Here is a 17,600-nt window from a genome sequence, read left to right as displayed (position 1 = left end):
GTTGTTGATCGAGTACTTACAGCCTATCGGTTATTCGCGAGTTTGAGTCTCGCGATCAGAGTGCTTGGATGAGTACTGTGATCGCGTTGTTTGAACGCACTGATCTTTAACAAACTGAAGAAGCCGAATATATAAAGACGGCGAGAAGGAAGCGTAGAGTTAACTCTTTACGCGGACGGATCGTCATCTTGGGTATTTGATTGTATCTAGGCTACGTCGCCATATCAAAAGGGGCGGTGTAGTCGTCGCACAAACACACTTGTTGTTTTGGTGATCTAGGTTACTGAAATGATAGGGTCAAGCGACTAAGTGCATCTGGTGGATGCCTTGGCGATCATAGGCGAAGAAGGACGTGTAAGCCTGCGAAAAGCGCGGGGGAGCTGGCAATAGAGCTTTGATCCCGCGATGTCCGAATGGGGAAACCCCTCCGCAAGGAGATCCCAGACTGAATCCATAGGTCTGAGGAGGCGAACGCAGCGAACTGAAACATCTAAGTAGCTGCAGGAAAAGAAATCAACCGAGATTCCGTTAGTAGTGGCGAGCGAACGCGGAAGAGCCTGTACGTGTTATGGATTGTGTTAGTGGAAGGTTCATGGAAAGGACCGCCATAGTGGGTGATAGCCCCGTACACGAAAACGCATTCCAAGGACTAGGCGTACGATAAGTAGGGCGGGACACGAGAAATCCTGTCTGAAGATGGGGGACCATCCTCCAAGGCTAAATACTCATGATCGACCGATAGTGAACCAGTACCGTGAGGGAAAGGCGAAAAGAACCCCGGGAGGGGAGTGAAATAGAACCTGAAACCGGATGCATACAAACAGTGGGAGCGGACTTGTTCCGTGACTGCGTACCTTTTGTATAATGGGTCAGCGACTTACGTTCAGTAGCGAGCTTAACCGAATAGGGGAGGCGTAGGGAAACCGAGTCCGAATAGGGCGATTTAGTTGCTGGGCGTAGACCCGAAACCGAGTGATCTATCCATGGCCAGGATGAAGGTGCGGTAACACGCACTGGAGGTCCGAACCCACTAGTGTTGCAAAACTAGGGGATGAGCTGTGGATAGGGGTGAAAGGCTAAACAAACTCGGAGATAGCTGGTTCTCCCCGAAAACTATTTAGGTAGTGCCTCATGTATCACTTCCGGGGGTAAAGCACTGTTATGGCTAGGGGGTCATTGCGATTTACCAAACCATGGCAAACTCTGAATACCGGAAAGTGCGAGCATGGGAGACAGACGGTGGGTGCTAACGTCCATCGTCAAGAGGGAAACAACCCAGACCGCCAGCTAAGGTCCCAAATGATCAGTTAAGTGGTAAACGAGGTGGGAAGGCATAGACAGCCAGGATGTTGGCTTAGAAGCAGCCATCATTTAAAGAAAGCGTAATAGCTCACTGGTCGAGTCGTCCTGCGCGGAAGATGTAACGGGGCTCAAACTGATAACCGAAGCTGCGGATTTGCACGTAAGTGCAGATGGTAGGGGAGCGTTCTGTAGGTCTGTGAAGGTGTCTCGTAAGGGATGCTGGAGATATCAGAAGTGCGAATGCTGACATGAGTAGCGATAAAGCGGGTGAAAAGCCCGCTCGCCGAAAGCCCAAGGTTTCCTACGCAACGTTCATCGGCGTAGGGTGAGTCGGCCCCTAAGGCGAGGCTGAAAAGCGTAGTCGATGGGAAACGGGTTAAAATTCCCGTACTTTTATGCAGTGCGATGTGGGGACGGAGAAGGTTAGGTCATCAGACTGTTGGAATAGTCTGTTTAAGCCGGTAGGCTGGGGAGGTAGGCAAATCCGCCTTCCCTTAAGGCCGAGACGTGATGACGAGGGTCTACGGACCTGAAGTGACTGATACCACGCTTCCAGGAAAAGCCACTAAGCTTCAGCTGCATAAGAACCGTACCGCAAACCGACACAGGTGGGCAGGATGAGAATTCTAAGGCGCTTGAGAGAACTCAGGAGAAGGAACTCGGCAAATTGATACCGTAACTTCGGGAGAAGGTATGCCTCTTAGAGTGAATCCCCTGCGGGAGGAGCTTTGAGAGGTCGCAGAGAATCGGTGGCTGCGACTGTTTAACAAAAACACAGCACTGTGCCAACACGAAAGTGGACGTATACGGTGTGACGCCTGCCCGGTGCTGGAAGGTTAAGTGATGGGGTGCAAGCTCTTGATCGAAGCCCCAGTAAACGGCGGCCGTAACTATAACGGTCCTAAGGTAGCGAAATTCCTTGTCGGGTAAGTTCCGACCCGCACGAATGGCGTAACGATGGCCACACTGTCTCCTCCTGAGACTCAGCGAAGTTGAAGTGTTTGTGAAGATGCAATCTCCCCGCTGCTAGACGGAAAGACCCCGTGAACCTTTACTGTAGCTTTGCATTGGACTTTGAACAGACTTGTGTAGGATAGGTGGGAGGCTATGAAGTGGGAACGCTAGTTCTCATGGAGCCGTCCTTGAAATACCACCCTGGTGTGTTTGAGGTTCTAACCTTGGTCCGTGATCCGGATTGGGGACAGTGCATGGTAGGCAGTTTGACTGGGGCGGTCTCCTCCCAAAGTGTAACGGAGGAGTTCGAAGGTTACCTAGGTACGGTCGGAAATCGTGCTGATAGTGCAATGGCAAAAGGTAGCTTAACTGCGAGACCGACAAGTCGAGCAGGTGCGAAAGCAGGACATAGTGATCCGGTGGTTCTGAATGGAAGGGCCATCGCTCAACGGATAAAAGGTACTCCGGGGATAACAGGCTGATACCGCCCAAGAGTTCACATCGACGGCGGTGTTTGGCACCTCGATGTCGGCTCATCACATCCTGGGGCTGTAGCCGGTCCCAAGGGTATGGCTGTTCGCCATTTAAAGTGGTACGTGAGCTGGGTTCAAAACGTCGTGAGACAGTTTGGTCCCTATCTGCAGTGGGCGTTGGAAGTTTGACGGGGGCTGCTCCTAGTACGAGAGGACCGGAGTGGACGCACCTCTGGTGTACCGGTTGTGACGCCAGTCGCATTGCCGGGTAGCTAAGTGCGGAAGAGATAACCGCTGAAAGCATCTAAGCGGGAAACTCGCCTGAAGATGAGACTTCCCTGAGGGCTTGACCCTCCTGAAGAGTCGTTCGAGACCAGGACGTTGATAGGTCGGGTGTGGAAGCGCTGTGAGGCGTTAAGCTAACCGATACTAATTGCTCGTGAGGCTTGATCCTATCATTTGAGTGGCTTGGGAAACCGAGTGACGAGATAGTGTTGTGCGACACAATTGAATACCGAATATATGCGGGGTGGTGTAGACCATCCCAGGCTTCTTCAAGTTTGTACCAGTTTATGTCTGGTGGCCATAGCGAGGTGGTCCCACGCCTTCCCATCCCGAACAGGACCGTGAAACGCCTTAGCGCCGATGATAGTGTGGCATTCGCCATGTGAAAGTAGGACACCGCCAGACGCCCCATTGCAAAGCCCAGCTCACACGAGCTGGGCTTTATGCATTGCGCTGCCGGACGGAACTAGAAGCAAGCCTCCCCAAAGGGAGGCTTTGTTGCGTCCGGCCGTCAGTAATAGCTGACCACCAGTTGGCCGCGCTGCTTGTCTTTGGGCGTGAGGATATTGAAGCTGCGCAGCTTGTCGCTGCGATCCAGGTCGTAGCCTTTGGCGGCGACCTGGCTGCTGGCTAGGGCGTCGGCGTTGGCGCGCACCGGCAGGTTCTCGCCGTTGGCCGCGAGGGCCTGGATATGGACCGGCGCCTTGCATTTGCCGACTTCCAGCCGGCTGGGGCCGTTGACGCGGCTGGGCGCGTCGAGCGCCAACGGGCATTGGGCTTCGACGATGCGGCCGCTGAAGGTGATGACCCCGCCGTCGGCGTGAGCAAAAGACGACAGCAACAGGAAAGCCATGGCGGCGAGAGGCGCTGGATGTGTCATGTGGATACCCCGTTTGATCTAGTGACGTTGCGCTCAGCAGTCTGTGGCCGCTGTGGTGGTGTGGCCTTCTAGGTATAGGCGGTATCCGGATTGATTCCAGGAAAAAATTAATATATTAAAACTATATTTAATAGAAAATTACTATAAATGTTTTAAATCAAGCCTTTATTGGATTGAGTTTGTTTAAAGTCTGAGTCAGAAAAGCCGCTCTCCGGTTTTGGAGGAGCGGCTTTTTTCATGGGCGCGGCGGGGCGTGCTCAGCCGGTCTGCCCGGCGCGTTGCTCCAGCTCCCTTTGGCGTTCCGTCTTGATGATTTTGTAGATCCATTGCAGCGATACGCCGTAGCGACGCGCCAGTTCGGCGTGGTTGCCGCCGGTGAATTCGCCGTAGATCTGCTGGTCGCGCAGAGAGGACTGATAGGACAAGCCGATGGGGAAGTAGATGTTCTGTCCGCCCCAGTGTTTGGCCATGCGTTCGGCGATTTCCTGCCCCAGTTGCTCCGCTTGTTGTTGTTCGGTGTTGGCGAGCTGTTTCAGCGTCATGGCTACGTGCTGGGCCAGGTCGACGAGCAGTTCCGGTCCTTTGCTGCGAAAGCGTGCTTGCATGGCGTTGTCCTTTGGCGGCGGTATCGATGACGGCCATTATCGCCGTCTTCGCGCGCGCGGCCCGGATGACGGCTGTCAGCGCCGGCGCGGTCCGGCTTTCTGTAAAGAGGGTTAAAAGACCGCAATGGGGACGATGGCGCATCCTTGCCCTCGTTCGATGGCCAGGCGTCGTCGGCAACCGTCCTTGCGAGTGATCTCGCCTTTCTTCCCACGATGTCCAGGAGCCCGCCCGTGGCCAGCACTTCCCAAATCGTTGACGCGCTGTTGGCGCGTTTGCGCGGCGTTTTGCCGTCATTGAGCGTCGAGCATTGCGCCGCGCCGGCCGATTACCGGCTTGAACATCCGCAAGGCGCGCTCTTGTTGAGCTATCGAGGCAGCCAATTCGCCTTGCCGCGCGATGTGGCCGGCGTCTGCCAGCTGCGTACGCTGCAGTTGGAGCTGACGCTGCTGCTGCGGCGCGCCGGCGCGCAAGTCAACGATACGGAAGCGCTGGACGCGGCGCGGCGCGCCTGCCTGGGATTCTCCGCGCCGGATTGCCGACCCGCCTGTCTGTCGAGCGAAACCTTTTTGGGCTTCAGCGACGGCATCGCCCGTTACGCCATTTCGCTGGCCGCCGACACCTTGCAGGTGGCGGAGGCGGCCCCGGGGCATGAGCCTGTGTTAACCGCAGTCACTAAGGAGGAGCAAGCATGAAGTATTTGTATTCCGGGCCGATCAGCGGCGTCACTTTGGCCGACGGCCAGGAAATCATGTTGTTTCCCGGCGCCGAGGTGGAGATGCCGGAACAGCACGATTACACCCGCGTGCTGTTGGCCTTGCAGCATCTGAGCCCGTTGCCGCAAGCGGCGGCGGCATCGACGTCCCCTAGCGCTGAACAAGGAGCTTGAGCATGGCAGCCAATTATCTGCATGGCGTGGAAACCATTGAAGTGGAACGCGGCGCGCGCCCGGTGCGCACCGTCAAATCGGCGGTGATCGGCCTGATCGGCACCGCGCCGCTGGCGCCGGAAGCGGCCAATACCCCGGTGTTGTGCCTGTCGGAAAAAGACGGGGCGGCTTTTGGCCCGCAGCTGGCCGGCTTCACCATTCCGCAAGCGCTGAACGCGATCTACGATCACGGCGCCGGCACCGTGGTGGTGATCAATGTGCTGGACCCGGCGCTGCACAAGAGCTCGATCGCCGGCGAGGCCGTGACGCTGGACGCGGCCACCGGCCAGGGCAAGACCGCCAAGGCGGCGCTCTTGAACGTGACGGTGAAGAGCGCCGACGGCGCCACCGCCTACGTGGCCGGCACCGACTACCTGCTGGACGCGGTCAACGGCAAGATCACCCGGCTGAAGGACGGCGCCATCGCCGCCGGCGCCGGCCTGAAAGTCAGCTATGACTACGCCGACCCGGCCAAGGTCACCGCCGCCGATATCATCGGCGCGGTCAACGCCGCCGGCAACCGCACCGGCCTGAAGGCGCTGCAAGACACCTATAACCGTTTCGGCTTCTTCGCCAAGCTGTTGATCGCGCCGGGCTTCTGCACTCAGAACTCGGTGGCCAGCGCGATGGCGGCCATGGCCGACAAGCTGGACGCCATCGCCTATGTCGACGCGCCCATCGGCACCAGCTTCGCCCAGGCGCAAGCGGGCCGCGGCCCGGCCGGCGGCATCAACTTCAACACCTCCAGCGACCGCGTGCGCCTGTGCTATCCGCACGTCAAGGTGTTCGACCCGGCCACCAACGATACCCGTCTGGAGCCGCTGTCGGCCCGCGCCGCCGGCCTGCGCGCCAAGGTGGACAACGACAAGGGCTTCTGGTGGTCCAGTTCCAACCAGGAGCTGGCCGGCGTCATCGGCGTGGAGCGCCAGCTGACCGCGATGATTGACGATCCGCAGTCCGAGGTGAACCTGCTGAACGAGCAGGGCATCACCACGGTGTTCTCCAGCTTTGGTTCGGGTTTCCGCCTTTGGGGCAACCGCACCGCCGCCTGGCCCACCGTCAGCCATATGCGCAACTTCGAGAACGTGCGCCGCACCGGCGACGTGATCAATGAGTCGATCCGCTATTTCAGCCAGCAGTTCATCGACATGCCGCTGAACCAGGCCACCATCGACGCGCTGGTGGAATCGGTGAACGGCTACGGCCGCAAGCTGATCGGCGACGGCGCGCTGCTGGGCTTCAAGGCCTGGTTCGACGTGGCGCGCAATCCGGAGACCGAGCTGGCCGCCGGCCATCTGCTGATCAGCTACAAGTACACGGTGCCGCCGCCGCTGGAACGTCTGACCTTTGAGACCGAGATCACCTCGGAATACCTGTTGAGCCTGAAGGGAGGCAATTGATCATGGCAGGCAAGATTGAAATCAACCGCATCACCAACGCCAACATCTACATCAACGGCAACTCGCTGTTGGGCCGCGCCGAGGAGATCAAGCTGCCGGACGTGTCCGCCATCATGCAGGAGCACAAGGCGCTGGGCATGGTAGGCAAGATCGAGCTGCCGGCCGGCTTCGACAAGCTGGAAGGCGAGATCAAGTGGAACTCCTTGTACAAGGACGTGGCCAAGATCATCGCCAACCCGTTCCAGGCGGTGCAATTGCAGGCCCGCTCCAGCATCGAGACCTACGGCGCGCAGGGCCGCTTGCAGCAGGTCAGCCTGGTGACCTTCCTGACCGTGATGTTCAAGAAGAACCCGCTGGGCACCTACAAGCAGCATGAGAACGCCGATTTCAGCTCTTCCTTCTCCGCCACCTACATCAAGCAGGTCGTGGACGGCGAGGACGTGCTGGAGCTGGACTACCTGGCCAACATCTTCCGGGTGGGCGGCAACGACATGCTGGAACTGTACCGTCGCAATATCGGCGGTTGATGAAGGGCCGGCCGCTGGCCGGCTTGTTTCTCTCTTTCCGCGCGGACGAGGCTGGACCCGGCTTGGCCGGGTCCGCCGGAGCCGCGGGGAGGCGACCGGCGGCTTCAAGCCTTTCCCTAAAGGGCTTTAACAGACCCGACGGGCCGTAAACCGGACAATGAAGCTCATCAACCACGCAGCCCGCGACCAAGGAGCTCACATGAAGATCAAACTCAAATACCCGTTCACCAACGCCGCCGGCGAACGTCTGGACAGCCTGGACATCAGCCGTCTGAAGCGCGCGGATCTCAAAGCCGCCAGCCATCACAGCCAGGACGACGCGGACCAGGAGGATTTCCTGTTCGCGCGCATGACCGGCCTGACGCTGGAAGACATCGACCAGCTCGACATCGCCGACAGCCGCGCGCTGGCGGACTGCTTTCGCGACATGGTGGGCGTCTCCGACGACGCTTAAGGACTTCGACGAAGCGCTGCTGACCGTGCTGGGCCTGCCGCCGTCGGAAATCGACGCGCTGGCGATGGACGACTACTGGTTTTGGTGCGAGGTGGCGGAGCGAGAGATCCAGCGCCGTCACGAGCGCGAACAGCAGTGGCTGGATCGAGACTGATTTTTCCTGCGCCGCGCGTCCGCGCGGCCCGGGGCCGGCCCGTCCGTCAGGACGCCCGCCGGCCCCACCCTGAGCCGCCGGAGCTGGTTTGGCGGCCTTCCCCTCATACTCACAGGCTAACACCATGGTAAGCGAGTTTTTCATCGGTCTTAAGGTGGGAGCGACGCTGTCCGGGGTCTTCGACAACGCCTTCCGTTCCGCCCGCGCCTCCTTGGACGAACTGGGCAAGACCAGCTTGCGCCTGCGCGACCGCCAGCGCGAGCTGAGCGACAGCGTGGAGCGTTCCCGCAAGGCCTTCGCCGCGCTGGATCTGCCGCAGCTGGAACGGGATCACCGCAAGCTGGAGTTGACGCTGGAACGTTTGCGCCGGCGTCACGACGCCTGGCTGGACAGCGTCAAGCGCGGCCAGGGCGTCAAGCTCGCCCTGCCCGGCGTGTCCCAGGTCAGCGAGATGGTGGCCAAGTGCCGCGTCGAGCTGCAGGCCTCGGTGAAGGTCAAGGCGGTGGTCGAAGTGGAACAGCGGGTGCTGGAAAGCCAGGAGCGGCAAAAAGACGCCACCTGCAATCCGCGCCCGCCGACCGTGCCCAAGCGCCCGACTCCGCGCGGCGACGGCGGCGACAAGTCCAAGGACGCGCCGCCCGATCTCGAATCCACCCTTCAGCGTCTGCGCACGCCCGGCATCCAGCGATGGATAGGCGTGGCCGACGCTGTTCAGCTGTCCTCGCGCTGGCTGTCCGACGCCGCCGGCAAAACCCACGAAGTCTTGTCCAAAGGCCTGGGCAATAAGGCCTTGCGCTATGTGCACGGCAAGCTCAATCCCTTGCTGGGCGGCAAGCTGCCTAGCGTGGACGCCATGTTGGGCGCGCTGGAAAGCACCCGCGACGCCGGCGACATCGTCGCCAAGGGCGCGGCCAGAGTGGGCCAGGCGCTGCGCCGCTACGCCGACACCCCGGGCAGCGTGCTGGCCAAGATCGCCGCCGCCAGTGAGACGCTGCTGAAAGAAGACGGCGCCAAGGCGGCCCAGCCGGGCAAGGCGGGAGGCGCGGCGGCCAAAGGCAAGGCCGGCGGCGGCAAGATCCGTTCCGCCATTCGTCTATTGCAAGGCCTGCCGGCGCCGGACGCCACGCCCCTGATCGAATTCAACGACAAGGTGGGCAGCATCAGCCGCGATGTGGCCAAGGCGGCCGGCACCGTGCACAAGACCTTGTCGCAAGGCATGGGCAACAAGGCGCTGCGCTATGTGCACGGCAAGCTCAACCCGCTGCTGGGCGGCAAGCTGCCCAGCGTGGAAAGCCTGCTCGGCTCGGTGAAAGCGCTGGAGGACGGCGCGACCAAGGCCGGCGAGATCAGCGACAAGGTGGGCAAATCGCTGCGCCGTTACCAGGACACCAAGGGCGGCTTGCTGAGCAAGCTCTGGGCCGCCGGCAGCGAATGGTTCAAGGAAGACAAACCGGGCGCCACTCAGAGCGAGACGGACAAACCCGGAAGCAGCCAGAGCCAGACGGACAAGCCCGGCGGCTGCATGGAGGCCAAGCCCGAGAACTGCTGCTGTTGCTGCCAGCCGGCCACGCGCGACATCGCCAAGCCCGGCGACGGCATGGACCCGGATCGGGACCAGCGCAAGAAGGAAGAGCGGCGCGAGCGCGGCCGCAAAGAGCGGCGACCCAGGCCCAAGCCGCGTCCCAAGCCCGGCCCGAAACGGAGGCCAAGCCCGCAGCCGAGACCGAGCCCCAGACGGAGCCCGCGTCCGCGGCGCCTGCCCAAGGGCCGCGGCCTGCCAGGCGGCATCGGCGAAGCCTTCCGTCGCGGCGCGGCGCTGGCCAAGGCCGGAATCAAAGGCTTGGGCAATGCGCTGAAGCAGGTGCCCGGCATGCTGCGTAGCGGTGCGCAGAAAACCGGGGACTGGCTCAAGAGCCTGCCGGGCAAGGCCAAGGCCGGCGCGCAGAGCGCGGCCAGGGCGGCGGGTTCGGTGGCCAGCCGCGTCGGAGCGGGGCTGAAGCGCCTGCCCGGGCTGGCACGCGGCGGCATCGGCGGCGCGGCCAAGCTGGCCAAGGCGGCGGCCCAGCGCGCGGCACCCTTGTTGAAGGCCGGCGCCGGCGTGGCCAAGGCCGGGTTCGGCATCGGCAAGGAAGTGTTCAAGCGCACCGGCGGCCTGCTCAAGGCCGGCGTCGCCGGTTCGGTGATCACGGCGTTGGAGGCCGGCCAGGAGGCGTGGAACGTCAGCAAGTCCAATCGCAGCCAGACCGAGAAGAACAAGGAGTACTGGAAGATAGGCGGCAAGGCCGGCGGCTCCATCGGCGGCGCGGCGATGGGCGCGGCCATAGGCAGCATGATTCTGCCCGGCGTCGGCACCTTGGTGGGCGGCGTCATCGGCCACTTCGCCGGCAAGTACGCCGGGGAATGGGCCGGCGGCAAGGTGGGCCAGGCCATCCACGGCGCGCCCATGCCCGGCAAGGCCAAGCAGCCGCCCGCCGCGCCGCCTGCCGCCACCCAGCCGCCGTCGCGGCCGCCCAAGGTGGACTTCGGCGCGTCGGCGGGCAAGCGCGGCGGGGTCGGCGCGGAAGTGACGGCCAGCGTCTCGGTGTCCGCCCAGGCGGAAGTGCGCGCCCGGCAGCTGCAACGCCTGCAACAAGGCGGCGCGGCGGCCAAGTCGCCGGGCAAGAGCGCCGGCGGCGGCATGAACGTCACCTTCGCGCCGCACATCACCGTCACCGCCAGCGCGGCGGCCACGGTCAAGCAGCAGGTGCAGCAGGCGGTGCAGCTGTCCTACGCCGAGTTCGAACGCCTGATGCGGCGCTACGAGGCGGACAGACAACGGCGCAGTTACAGCGCTCGCGCTTGAGTCGCGGAGCCTGGCGCGCTCGCGCGCCGGGTTCTCTTTCCACCCATTCGGAGGGCAACCCATGTACGCGGTACTGGGCAATATCGAGTTTGATCTGATCAGTTATTTCGACGGCCTGGAACAGCGCAGCGGCAGCGACTTCGCCGAACACGGCCGCATCGGCGGCAAGCCGGTGCTGCAATTCGTCGGCGACAAGCTGGACGAAATCCGCATCGACCTGGTGCTGCACGCCGCCTACTGCCAGCCGGACGAGGAGCTGCAAAAGCTGCAGGCGGCGCGCCTGCAGCACCAGGCCTTGGCGTTTGTGCTGGGCAACGGCGACTACAAAGGCCGCTTCGTCATCGCCGAACTGCAAAGCACAGGCCGCCAGACCGACCGCAGCGGCAGCCTGCTGGCGGTGGAGGCCCAGCTCAGCCTGCGCGAGTACGGCGGCGACGCGCCGCCCAAGCCCAAGCCGGCGCTGGCCAAGGCCGCCGCCAGCCTGCCCGCGGGCAGGCTCAAGCTGCCGGCCGGGCTGGAGCGCTTCAAGGCCGACATCGCAGGTCTGGCCAAGACCGTGGCCCAGGTCAAAAGCGTGGTGGGCAAGGTCAAGACCGTGATCAACACCGCGCGCGAGCTGCGCCAGCTGGCCGGCCGAGACCCGGCCGCGGCGCTGGAAAAGCTGCCCGGCCTGCTCAAGGAGGTGCAGGCGCTGGCTCCCGGACTGCAAGTCAGCGGCGAGCAGATGGCCAAGTTCGAGCAATACAGCAAGCTGGCCGGCGACGCGGTGCGCGTCGGCCAGAGCCTGCAGCAGGCCAAGCTCAATATGACGGCGATGGGCCGGCTGCTGGCCGGCACCCAGGCCGGCCAGGTGCTGGACAAGCTGGCCGCCTGCGAAGAAATCAACGGCCGCTCCGAGGTGGCCTTGCGCGAACTGGCCGAGCCGCTGGCCGGCCTGGCCGCCAAGGCCGCGGTGCGGCGCATCCTGAGGTGACCCCATGTTCCTGAATCATGTGACTCAAGAAAACGAACGCTGGGACCAGATCGCCTGGCGTTATTACGGCGACGTCGGCCAGATGGCGCAGCTGATCGCCAACAACGCCCACATTCCCATAGGCGAAACCCTGCCCGCCGGCCTGATCCTGGCCGTTCCGGTGCTGGAGGCCGCGGACAGCGAGGCGCTGGAGCAGCTGCCGCCGTGGAGGCGCTCATGAGCGACAGCCGCGCGCAAGAGGTGCCGACGCCGGCCTTCGAACTCAGCTACAACGGCAAATCCATTACCGCCGACATCGCTCGCCACGCGCTCAGCGTCAGCTATACCGATCACCTGAGCGGCGAATCCGACGAGCTGGACGTGGAATTGGAAGACGTGGACGGCCGCTGGCTGGACGGCTGGTATCCGGACAAGGGCGCCACGCTGGCGCTCAAACTGGGCTATCGCGGCGCGGCGCTGGTGGCGGCGGGCAGCTTCGACATCGACGAAGTGGAATACCGCTCACCGCCGTCCACCGTGCGCATCCGCGCGCTGGCCACCGGCGTGCAGCACCCGCTGCGCACCAAGAACGGCCGCGCCTATGAGCAGATCACGCTGCAAGCGCTGGCCCAGCGCATCGCCAAGCGCCACCGGATGAAGCTGCAGGGCAAGATCGAGACGGTGAACATAGACCGGCTGACCCAGTACCACGAAACCGATCTGCAATTCCTGCAACGGGTGGCGGACCAGCACGGCTATGTCTGCAAGGTGATGGACAACAACCGCAAGCTGGTGTTTTGGAAGCGCAGCGACCTGATGCGGAGCGCCAGCGTGCGCCGCTACACCCCGGCCCAGCTGATGGGCTGGCAGGCCCAGGACCAGCTCAGCAAGGTGCCGGCCCAGGTGGACGTCAGCTATCACGACCCGGCCAAGCGCGCGCTGCGCACCGCCAGCGTGCGCGCCGACGCCAAGGCGCCGGGCGGCAAGGCCAGCAGCGCGGACACCGTCAAGCTCACCCGCAAGGCCGCCGGCAAGCGCCAGGCCGAACAGATGGCGGCGGCGGAGCTGGAGCGCCGCCAACTGGACCGCACCCGCATGTCCATCACCGTGGACGGCTCGCCGCAGCTGGCCGCCGGCAGCAATATCGATCTGGACGGCTTCGGCAAATTGTCCGGCCGCTACCAGATCCAGCGCGCCAGCCACCGCATCAGCCGCCAGGACGGCTATGTGTGCGAGCTGGAATTGAAACGGGTGAGCGCCGGCGCCGCCCAAAACCCGCAAAAAGAGAGGAGCAAGCCATGATGGACGTACCCCTGCCGGAAGCGCTGGCCACCCTCAAGTTCGGCAGCGTCTCCGCCGTGGACGCCAATACCCAGCGCGTCCGCGTGCGGCTGCCGGAGTTGGGGCGTCTGCGCACCGCCTGGCTGCCGGTGCTCAGCCGCAAGAGCGGCCGCGACAAGGACTACTGGCTGCCGGACATCGGCGAGCAGGTGGCGGTGCTGCTGGACGCGCGCGGCGAGGACGGCGTGGTGTTGGGCGCCATTTTCTCCGCCGCCGACGCGGTGCCGGTGGCCAGCGTCGATAAATGGCATCGCCGCTTCGCCGACGGCGCGACGCTGGAATACGACCGCGCCGCGCATCAGCTCACCGTCAGCGGCGGGGTGCAAAAAGTGGTGGTGGAAGCCGGGGCGGAAATCGTCCTCAAGGCGGGGGCCAAGGTCAGCATAGACGCGCCGGCCACCGAGATCAGCGGCACCCTGCTGGTCAAGGGTCTGCTCACCTATCAGGGCGGCCTGAACGGTTCCGGCGGCAGCGGCGCCAGCTTCTCCGGCAACATCAGCCAGAGCGGCGGCAGCTTCAACAACGCCGGCGGCGACGTGGTGGCCAGCGGCAAGAGCCTGGCCGGCCATGTGCATCCGGCGCCGGGCGGCATGACGGGCGGGCCGGTGTAGGCGCGGCGCTTTAGCTGGGCCGCGGCGGCGTCAACAAGCCAGCCCCGACGGATCTCTCCGTCGGGGCTGGCTTGCGTGTTGAATCAATCCCTTAGAGCAAGCGGTTCAACTCGCTGGCCGCATTCAGCTGCATCGCATGCAGCGGTTCCAGCATGAAGGCGAGGTGCTGGTCTTGCGTTCCGCCGTCTGCGCTCTGCCACAGCAGTTGCAAGGCCGCGCCCAGGCTGCTGTTGGCGGCGTCCAGTTCCAGCAGGTGGCGGCTGGCGATCTGGCGTATGGATTGGCGGCAGCGGCTCAACTCGTCTATCACCGCGTCCAGCACGCCCAATTCCGTATGTTGCTGACGCAGCGCCTGCAATTGGGCGATGGCCTGCCCCAGCTGACGCGTGGCTTGGCCTTCGGCGGCGGAGGGGAGGGAGGAGAGGGCCATGATGAGGTTTCCAATTGATGTCGGCGCAGCCTGTCCGGGACCGATCGGAAGCGGGCAAGTCCATGGCGGGGCGGCTGCCGGCCTGCGCGGGCCGCGTTCCCGGCGTCGGGAAAGCCGGCGCGTCGTGGATTGTCGTCCAGCGCCGAGCTTGGGGTCAAGGCCGGGAAGAGGACTGTCGCGCCCGCGTCGTTTTAGTCCGCATTTCACATTTTCCTTTGCGACTGATCCGCCGCCGGCTATAACCACACTTACAAGTCATGATAAAAGCATGTGTTTTTCTGTGTGTTAATACTAAGTGACTATACGTAGTGCGCTGCATCAGGGAGGGCGGGTCAGCCGCCCGTGAAGCGGCGCCGTCCGTAGCGCGTCGGGCAGGAAGCGGCGGCCAAGGGGGCGGATGGCACCGGGGGTTCCAATACAAGGAGCACGATCGATGTCATTGCAACAGTCTGTCACCGCCAGCGCGCGCTGGGGGTGGCTGCTTCTGGCCTGCGTCGCCGCCGGCGCCCAGGCCGCCGACATGCCGGAGGCCTCCGCGGCCGCCGCGCTCAAGGCCTTGAAAAGCACGCCGGCTGGGCGTCACAGCTATTACACCGGCGGCGTGCACAACACCGTAGGCTGTCTGTTGCCGGGCAGTTGCGTCTATCCGCGCAAGCCCGGCGAACCCAGCGATCCGCTGTTCCCCGAGTGGTGGGTCAGCGATTGGACCATGTATCGCATCTTCAATCAGGCGGCGATCCAGCAATACCCGCCGCCGTACGCCTCGCCGCCGGCCGGCATGAGCGAGGGCCAGGACTACGAAAAGTCCTACGGCGCCAGCTACTACGACGCCAGCTATGTGCCGGCGGACGGCGACGGCCGCGGCGCGATGATGGAACACTATGAAAAACGCTGCCTGCCCATCTTCCCCGGCAGCAACCAGTACAGCTGTTCCTTCGTGTCCTTGGGCAACAAGGCTTATTTCCTGCGCTACGCGGACCGGCCCAAGGGCACGCCGCAGTGCTGCCAGTTCTCCTTGGACAATCACCCGCCGCGCCGCGACTTCATCAAGCATCTGCCGTACAACGCCGAGCAGAGCACGCACCTGAACGGCAGCGTCCAGGCGTACTCGCGGATAGTGCAGCCGGGCAGCATCCTGTTCGGCTACGCCTTCTACAAGCAAGCGACCCGTGACGGCGGCAAGGGCGCGCCGTACCGGCACCCGCAGTCCTTCTTCTTCTCAGGCGATCCCGGCTCTCCGCCGGACGCGCCCATGGTCAGCCAGAACTACAGCAACTTCCGCGCGCAGAAGCCGGACCCGAAACGGACCTGGCTCAAAGTGGCCGAGATGTGCCCGGCCAAACCGGAATGGTGCTGCCTGTTCGCCACCGATTGCCCGGACAAGGGCAAGACCGACGCGCCGGCGGCCGACAAGGCCAACGCTCAACCCGACCCGAGTTGGGCCACTTTGCAGCCGTAAAGGAACCGCCATGAGTTATCTCGACTCTCCCCGCATTCACTTTTCCGGCTACTTCCAGTCGGACGTGTCCACCGTCAACAACAATGTCTGTTATTACGACTCCGACGCCTTCAAGGAGGAATACCAGCAGTTGTCCACGACCGGCGGCGACGGCGGTTGGAACCCGCAGGGCACCGCCATCTTCCGCTTCGTCAGTTGCAGCGTCACCGGCGCCAGCCTCAACGGCAAGCCGGTCACCAGCAGCGCGCAGGACCCCATCATCGGCATGGCGATGGAAAACGCCGATTGCCGCGCGCCGGGCAAAATGGCGGACCTGGACCCGCAGCAGCAAATGGTGTCCCAGATCTGGGCGCTGCAAGTGCGGCTGACCGACAATGTCGAGCGCGCGCTGTTCATCGGCGACATGCTGCCGGTGGGCTTCATGAATCTGTGGCAGCGCCAGCAGCAGGGCATCCGCTCGGACCAACTGCTGGCCGCCAACTACCAGTCCATCCTGGAAAACGTGCAATGGCACGGGCACAGCCACTCGCCGGTGTTGGAGGCGCTGCGCAAGGCCAGCCAGCACGGCCTGCTGGCCATCGAGTTCAATCTGTTCGGCTACGGCCGCGACCCGTCCATTCCCCGCTATACCCAGGGCCATATCGTCGGCACCATCGGTCCTTACCACGACCGCGAACCCCGGCACTTCGTCATGGGCCGGCAAATGACCGCGCAGCTGGACCCCAACCCCAATGAGTATCCGATGGTGCCCTCCGGCGGCGTCTACAGCTTCCAGTGCCAGAACCACCCGGAGCGCCAGACGCTGACCGCGGACTTCGGCAACGCCCTGCCCATCGTCGACGCCAGCGGCGCCTTCGTCGACATGGGCACCTTGACGCTTGGGGTGTTGAAACAGCCGGCGCATGCGCCGATCAGCGGCAATCTGCCCAAGGACCAGGTCATCGTGCTGGGCCAGGTGGCCTACGACCCGCCGCAGCCGGGCGCGGCGGCCAGCGACGAGCCGTCCGAGTGGTATCGCCAGACCGCGGCGATCCAGGACTTCGATTACTCGGCCATCCCCGGCGCCAGGCAGGCGCTGGAAGCTTGCCCGGTGCTGCTGCTGGCGCCGTCCGGCGGCGTGTTCCAGGTGCTGGTGCAGGAGTCCATCGACGGTCTCTATGTGCGTTCCGACGAACACGTGCTGCGGCTGAACGCCGGCCAGCAGCTGCCGGTCAGCTTCTTCGCCAGCCGCTACGGCAAGCCGCTGTCCGCGCAAGTGAACGTGGAACTGCTGCCCAACGGCGCCACCCTGATGGGCGGCGGCCAACCGTTGCCGCCGTCGCCGCCGCACAACAAACCGGTGCTGCCGCCCAGGATCAGCGTGCCGGCGGACGCGGTGCACTATCCGGCCTGTTTCCACACCAACGACAACGGCCACGGCCGCGCGGAGATAGGCGCGATCCCGGCCGGACCGGGCAATCCGCGCGGCTATATCGACGGCCAGTTGTACGGCATCGGCTACCAGCTGCAGCATCAGCCGCAGGGCTATGTCAGCAATTACTGGAACTTTGTCAGCGTACTGGCCTTCAACCGCGTGCCGGTGCCGGAACACCCCACCTGGTACGACGATATCCGGCCCATCTTCGTCCAGTACGGCAACCTCTATCCCATCATGAGCAAATACGTGGTGGACCTGGGCGATTACGACTCCGTGGTGCGCCATGTGGACATCCTCAAACTGGCGTTCGCCCTGCCGATGAGCGACCCCAATCACATGCCGGTGACGCGCGACCTGTCCGAAGACAAACGCGCCATCATCCTCAAGTGGCTGAAGCAGACCGACGCTCAGGGCAAACCGCTCAAGGGCGCGCCGCCGGCCAAGGCCGCCGTCCTGCCCGCGCCGCAAGCGGTGGACACCGACGCGGTGGCGGTGAGCCTCGACGCCTTGCAAGTTGCCGGCAAGACCGCGGTGGTGATGCAACGCCAGGCGCAGCGCAAAGCCGCGCCGTCCAAGGATTGAGGGAGA

The 17,600-nt window shown here is 63.5% G+C and carries 16 protein-coding genes and 2 rRNA genes; 15 read left to right on the top strand and 3 right to left on the bottom strand.

Translation table 11 applies throughout. The features are described from left to right. Positions 1–295 precede the first annotated feature (295 nt). Together HQN78_RS18430 and rrf are read left to right on the top strand one after the other, a co-directional pair. A 23S ribosomal RNA gene (locus HQN78_RS18430) occupies positions 296–3,183 on the top strand. 121 nt (positions 3,184–3,304) lie between these two features. Next, positions 3,305–3,419 (top strand): 5S ribosomal RNA (gene rrf / locus HQN78_RS18425). Positions 3,420–3,525: 106 nt separating this feature from the next. On the opposite strand, the gene HQN78_RS18420 is transcribed toward rrf, so the two are convergent. Both HQN78_RS18420 and HQN78_RS18415 read right to left on the bottom strand, forming a co-directional pair. After that, a complete protein-coding gene (locus HQN78_RS18420; RefSeq protein WP_146176776.1) occupies positions 3,526–3,894 on the bottom strand; it encodes a type 1 fimbrial protein in 369 nt (122 codons plus the stop codon). Between the two features lie 257 nt (positions 3,895–4,151). Then, complete coding sequence (locus tag HQN78_RS18415) at positions 4,152–4,499, bottom strand: Mor transcription activator family protein (RefSeq protein WP_107801535.1); 348 nt, start codon at positions 4,497–4,499, stop codon at positions 4,152–4,154. Between the two features lie 231 nt (positions 4,500–4,730). Here HQN78_RS18415 and HQN78_RS18410 point away from each other — a divergent pair, with 231 nt between their 5' ends. From HQN78_RS18410 to HQN78_RS18365, 11 genes are all read left to right on the top strand, one after another. Beyond that, positions 4,731–5,192 carry a Gp37 family protein gene (locus tag HQN78_RS18410; protein WP_158274406.1) on the top strand — a complete coding sequence of 154 codons (462 nt, stop codon included), beginning with the start codon at positions 4,731–4,733 and terminating at the stop codon, positions 5,190–5,192. After that, the gene (locus HQN78_RS18405) at positions 5,189–5,386 is read left to right on the top strand and encodes a hypothetical protein (protein WP_107801533.1); all 198 of its coding nucleotides are present in this window, start codon (positions 5,189–5,191) and stop codon (positions 5,384–5,386) included. The genes HQN78_RS18410 and HQN78_RS18405 overlap by 4 nt, the downstream gene beginning before the upstream one ends. Before the next feature lie 2 nt (positions 5,387–5,388). After that, the gene (locus tag HQN78_RS18400) at positions 5,389–6,825 is read left to right on the top strand and encodes a phage tail sheath subtilisin-like domain-containing protein (protein ID WP_235085450.1); all 1,437 of its coding nucleotides are present in this window, start codon (positions 5,389–5,391) and stop codon (positions 6,823–6,825) included. Between the two features lie 2 nt (positions 6,826–6,827). Then, complete coding sequence (locus tag HQN78_RS18395) at positions 6,828–7,352, top strand: phage major tail tube protein (protein ID WP_043592621.1); 525 nt, start codon at positions 6,828–6,830, stop codon at positions 7,350–7,352. Positions 7,353–7,551: 199 nt separating this feature from the next. Continuing rightward, positions 7,552–7,806 carry a phage tail assembly protein gene (locus HQN78_RS18390; protein WP_107801531.1) on the top strand — a complete coding sequence of 85 codons (255 nt, stop codon included), beginning with the start codon at positions 7,552–7,554 and terminating at the stop codon, positions 7,804–7,806. 25 nt (positions 7,807–7,831) lie between these two features. Further along, on the top strand, positions 7,832–7,960 hold the full coding sequence (locus HQN78_RS25595) for a GpE family phage tail protein (protein ID WP_191186169.1): 129 nt from the start codon (positions 7,832–7,834) through the stop codon (positions 7,958–7,960). 124 nt (positions 7,961–8,084) lie between these two features. Beyond that, on the top strand, positions 8,085–10,802 hold the full coding sequence (locus tag HQN78_RS18385) for a hypothetical protein (protein ID WP_235085448.1): 2,718 nt from the start codon (positions 8,085–8,087) through the stop codon (positions 10,800–10,802). Between the two features lie 61 nt (positions 10,803–10,863). Then, on the top strand, positions 10,864–11,775 hold the full coding sequence (locus tag HQN78_RS18380; protein ID WP_235085445.1) for a phage tail protein: 912 nt from the start codon (positions 10,864–10,866) through the stop codon (positions 11,773–11,775). A 4-nt stretch (positions 11,776–11,779) separates the two neighbouring features. After that, positions 11,780–11,995 (top strand): tail protein X, encoded by a 216-nt coding sequence (locus HQN78_RS18375; RefSeq protein ID WP_107801528.1) that lies wholly within the window; start codon positions 11,780–11,782, stop codon positions 11,993–11,995. Beyond that, positions 11,992–13,056 carry a phage late control D family protein gene (locus HQN78_RS18370; RefSeq protein ID WP_235085443.1) on the top strand — a complete coding sequence of 355 codons (1,065 nt, stop codon included), beginning with the start codon at positions 11,992–11,994 and terminating at the stop codon, positions 13,054–13,056. Before HQN78_RS18375 ends, HQN78_RS18370 begins: the two co-directional genes overlap by 4 nt. Continuing rightward, on the top strand, positions 13,053–13,706 hold the full coding sequence (locus HQN78_RS18365; RefSeq protein ID WP_227106023.1) for a phage baseplate assembly protein V: 654 nt from the start codon (positions 13,053–13,055) through the stop codon (positions 13,704–13,706). The genes HQN78_RS18370 and HQN78_RS18365 overlap by 4 nt, the downstream gene beginning before the upstream one ends. Positions 13,707–13,797: 91 nt before the next feature. Here HQN78_RS18365 and HQN78_RS18360 read toward each other — a convergent pair whose 3' ends face one another. Further along, positions 13,798–14,136: a hypothetical protein gene (locus HQN78_RS18360; RefSeq protein WP_107801526.1), complete on the bottom strand. Its 339-nt coding sequence runs from the start codon at positions 14,134–14,136 to the stop codon at positions 13,798–13,800. A 433-nt stretch (positions 14,137–14,569) separates the two neighbouring features. On the opposite strand from HQN78_RS18360, the gene HQN78_RS18355 reads away from it, so the two are divergent. Next, positions 14,570–15,595: a hypothetical protein gene (locus HQN78_RS18355; RefSeq protein ID WP_107801525.1), complete on the top strand. Its 1,026-nt coding sequence runs from the start codon at positions 14,570–14,572 to the stop codon at positions 15,593–15,595. Between the two features lie 10 nt (positions 15,596–15,605). Then, positions 15,606–17,594 (top strand): hypothetical protein, encoded by a 1,989-nt coding sequence (locus tag HQN78_RS18350; RefSeq protein ID WP_235085440.1) that lies wholly within the window; start codon positions 15,606–15,608, stop codon positions 17,592–17,594. The last annotated feature ends 6 nt before the right edge of the window (positions 17,595–17,600 follow it).

This window comes from Chromobacterium sp. Beijing, from assembly GCF_021496765.1.
Classification (GTDB): Bacteria; Pseudomonadota; Gammaproteobacteria; order Burkholderiales; family Chromobacteriaceae; genus Chromobacterium.
This window is presented reverse-complemented; position numbering and strand designations above follow the sequence as displayed.

Excerpts from the sequence above, each read along its gene's own strand:
- HQN78_RS18365 (WP_227106023.1), top strand. The coding sequence starts at position 13,053 with ATGATGGACGTACCCCTGCCGGAAGCGCTGGCCACCCTCAAGTTCGGC.
- HQN78_RS18400 (WP_235085450.1), top strand. The coding sequence starts at position 5,389 with ATGGCAGCCAATTATCTGCATGGCGTGGAAACCATTGAAGTGGAACGC.
- HQN78_RS18405 (WP_107801533.1), top strand. The coding sequence starts at position 5,189 with ATGAAGTATTTGTATTCCGGGCCGATCAGCGGCGTCACTTTGGCCGAC.
- HQN78_RS18370 (WP_235085443.1), top strand. The coding sequence starts at position 11,992 with ATGAGCGACAGCCGCGCGCAAGAGGTGCCGACGCCGGCCTTCGAACTC.
- HQN78_RS18355 (WP_107801525.1), top strand. The coding sequence starts at position 14,570 with ATGTCATTGCAACAGTCTGTCACCGCCAGCGCGCGCTGGGGGTGGCTG.
- HQN78_RS18395 (WP_043592621.1), top strand. The coding sequence starts at position 6,828 with ATGGCAGGCAAGATTGAAATCAACCGCATCACCAACGCCAACATCTAC.
- HQN78_RS18390 (WP_107801531.1), top strand. The coding sequence starts at position 7,552 with ATGAAGATCAAACTCAAATACCCGTTCACCAACGCCGCCGGCGAACGT.
- HQN78_RS18350 (WP_235085440.1), top strand. The coding sequence starts at position 15,606 with ATGAGTTATCTCGACTCTCCCCGCATTCACTTTTCCGGCTACTTCCAG.
- HQN78_RS18385 (WP_235085448.1), top strand. The coding sequence starts at position 8,085 with ATGGTAAGCGAGTTTTTCATCGGTCTTAAGGTGGGAGCGACGCTGTCC.
- HQN78_RS18375 (WP_107801528.1), top strand. The coding sequence starts at position 11,780 with ATGTTCCTGAATCATGTGACTCAAGAAAACGAACGCTGGGACCAGATC.
- HQN78_RS18420 (WP_146176776.1), bottom strand. The coding sequence starts at position 3,894 with ATGACACATCCAGCGCCTCTCGCCGCCATGGCTTTCCTGTTGCTGTCG.
- HQN78_RS18380 (WP_235085445.1), top strand. The coding sequence starts at position 10,864 with ATGTACGCGGTACTGGGCAATATCGAGTTTGATCTGATCAGTTATTTC.
- HQN78_RS18415 (WP_107801535.1), bottom strand. The coding sequence starts at position 4,499 with ATGCAAGCACGCTTTCGCAGCAAAGGACCGGAACTGCTCGTCGACCTG.
- HQN78_RS18360 (WP_107801526.1), bottom strand. The coding sequence starts at position 14,136 with ATGGCCCTCTCCTCCCTCCCCTCCGCCGCCGAAGGCCAAGCCACGCGT.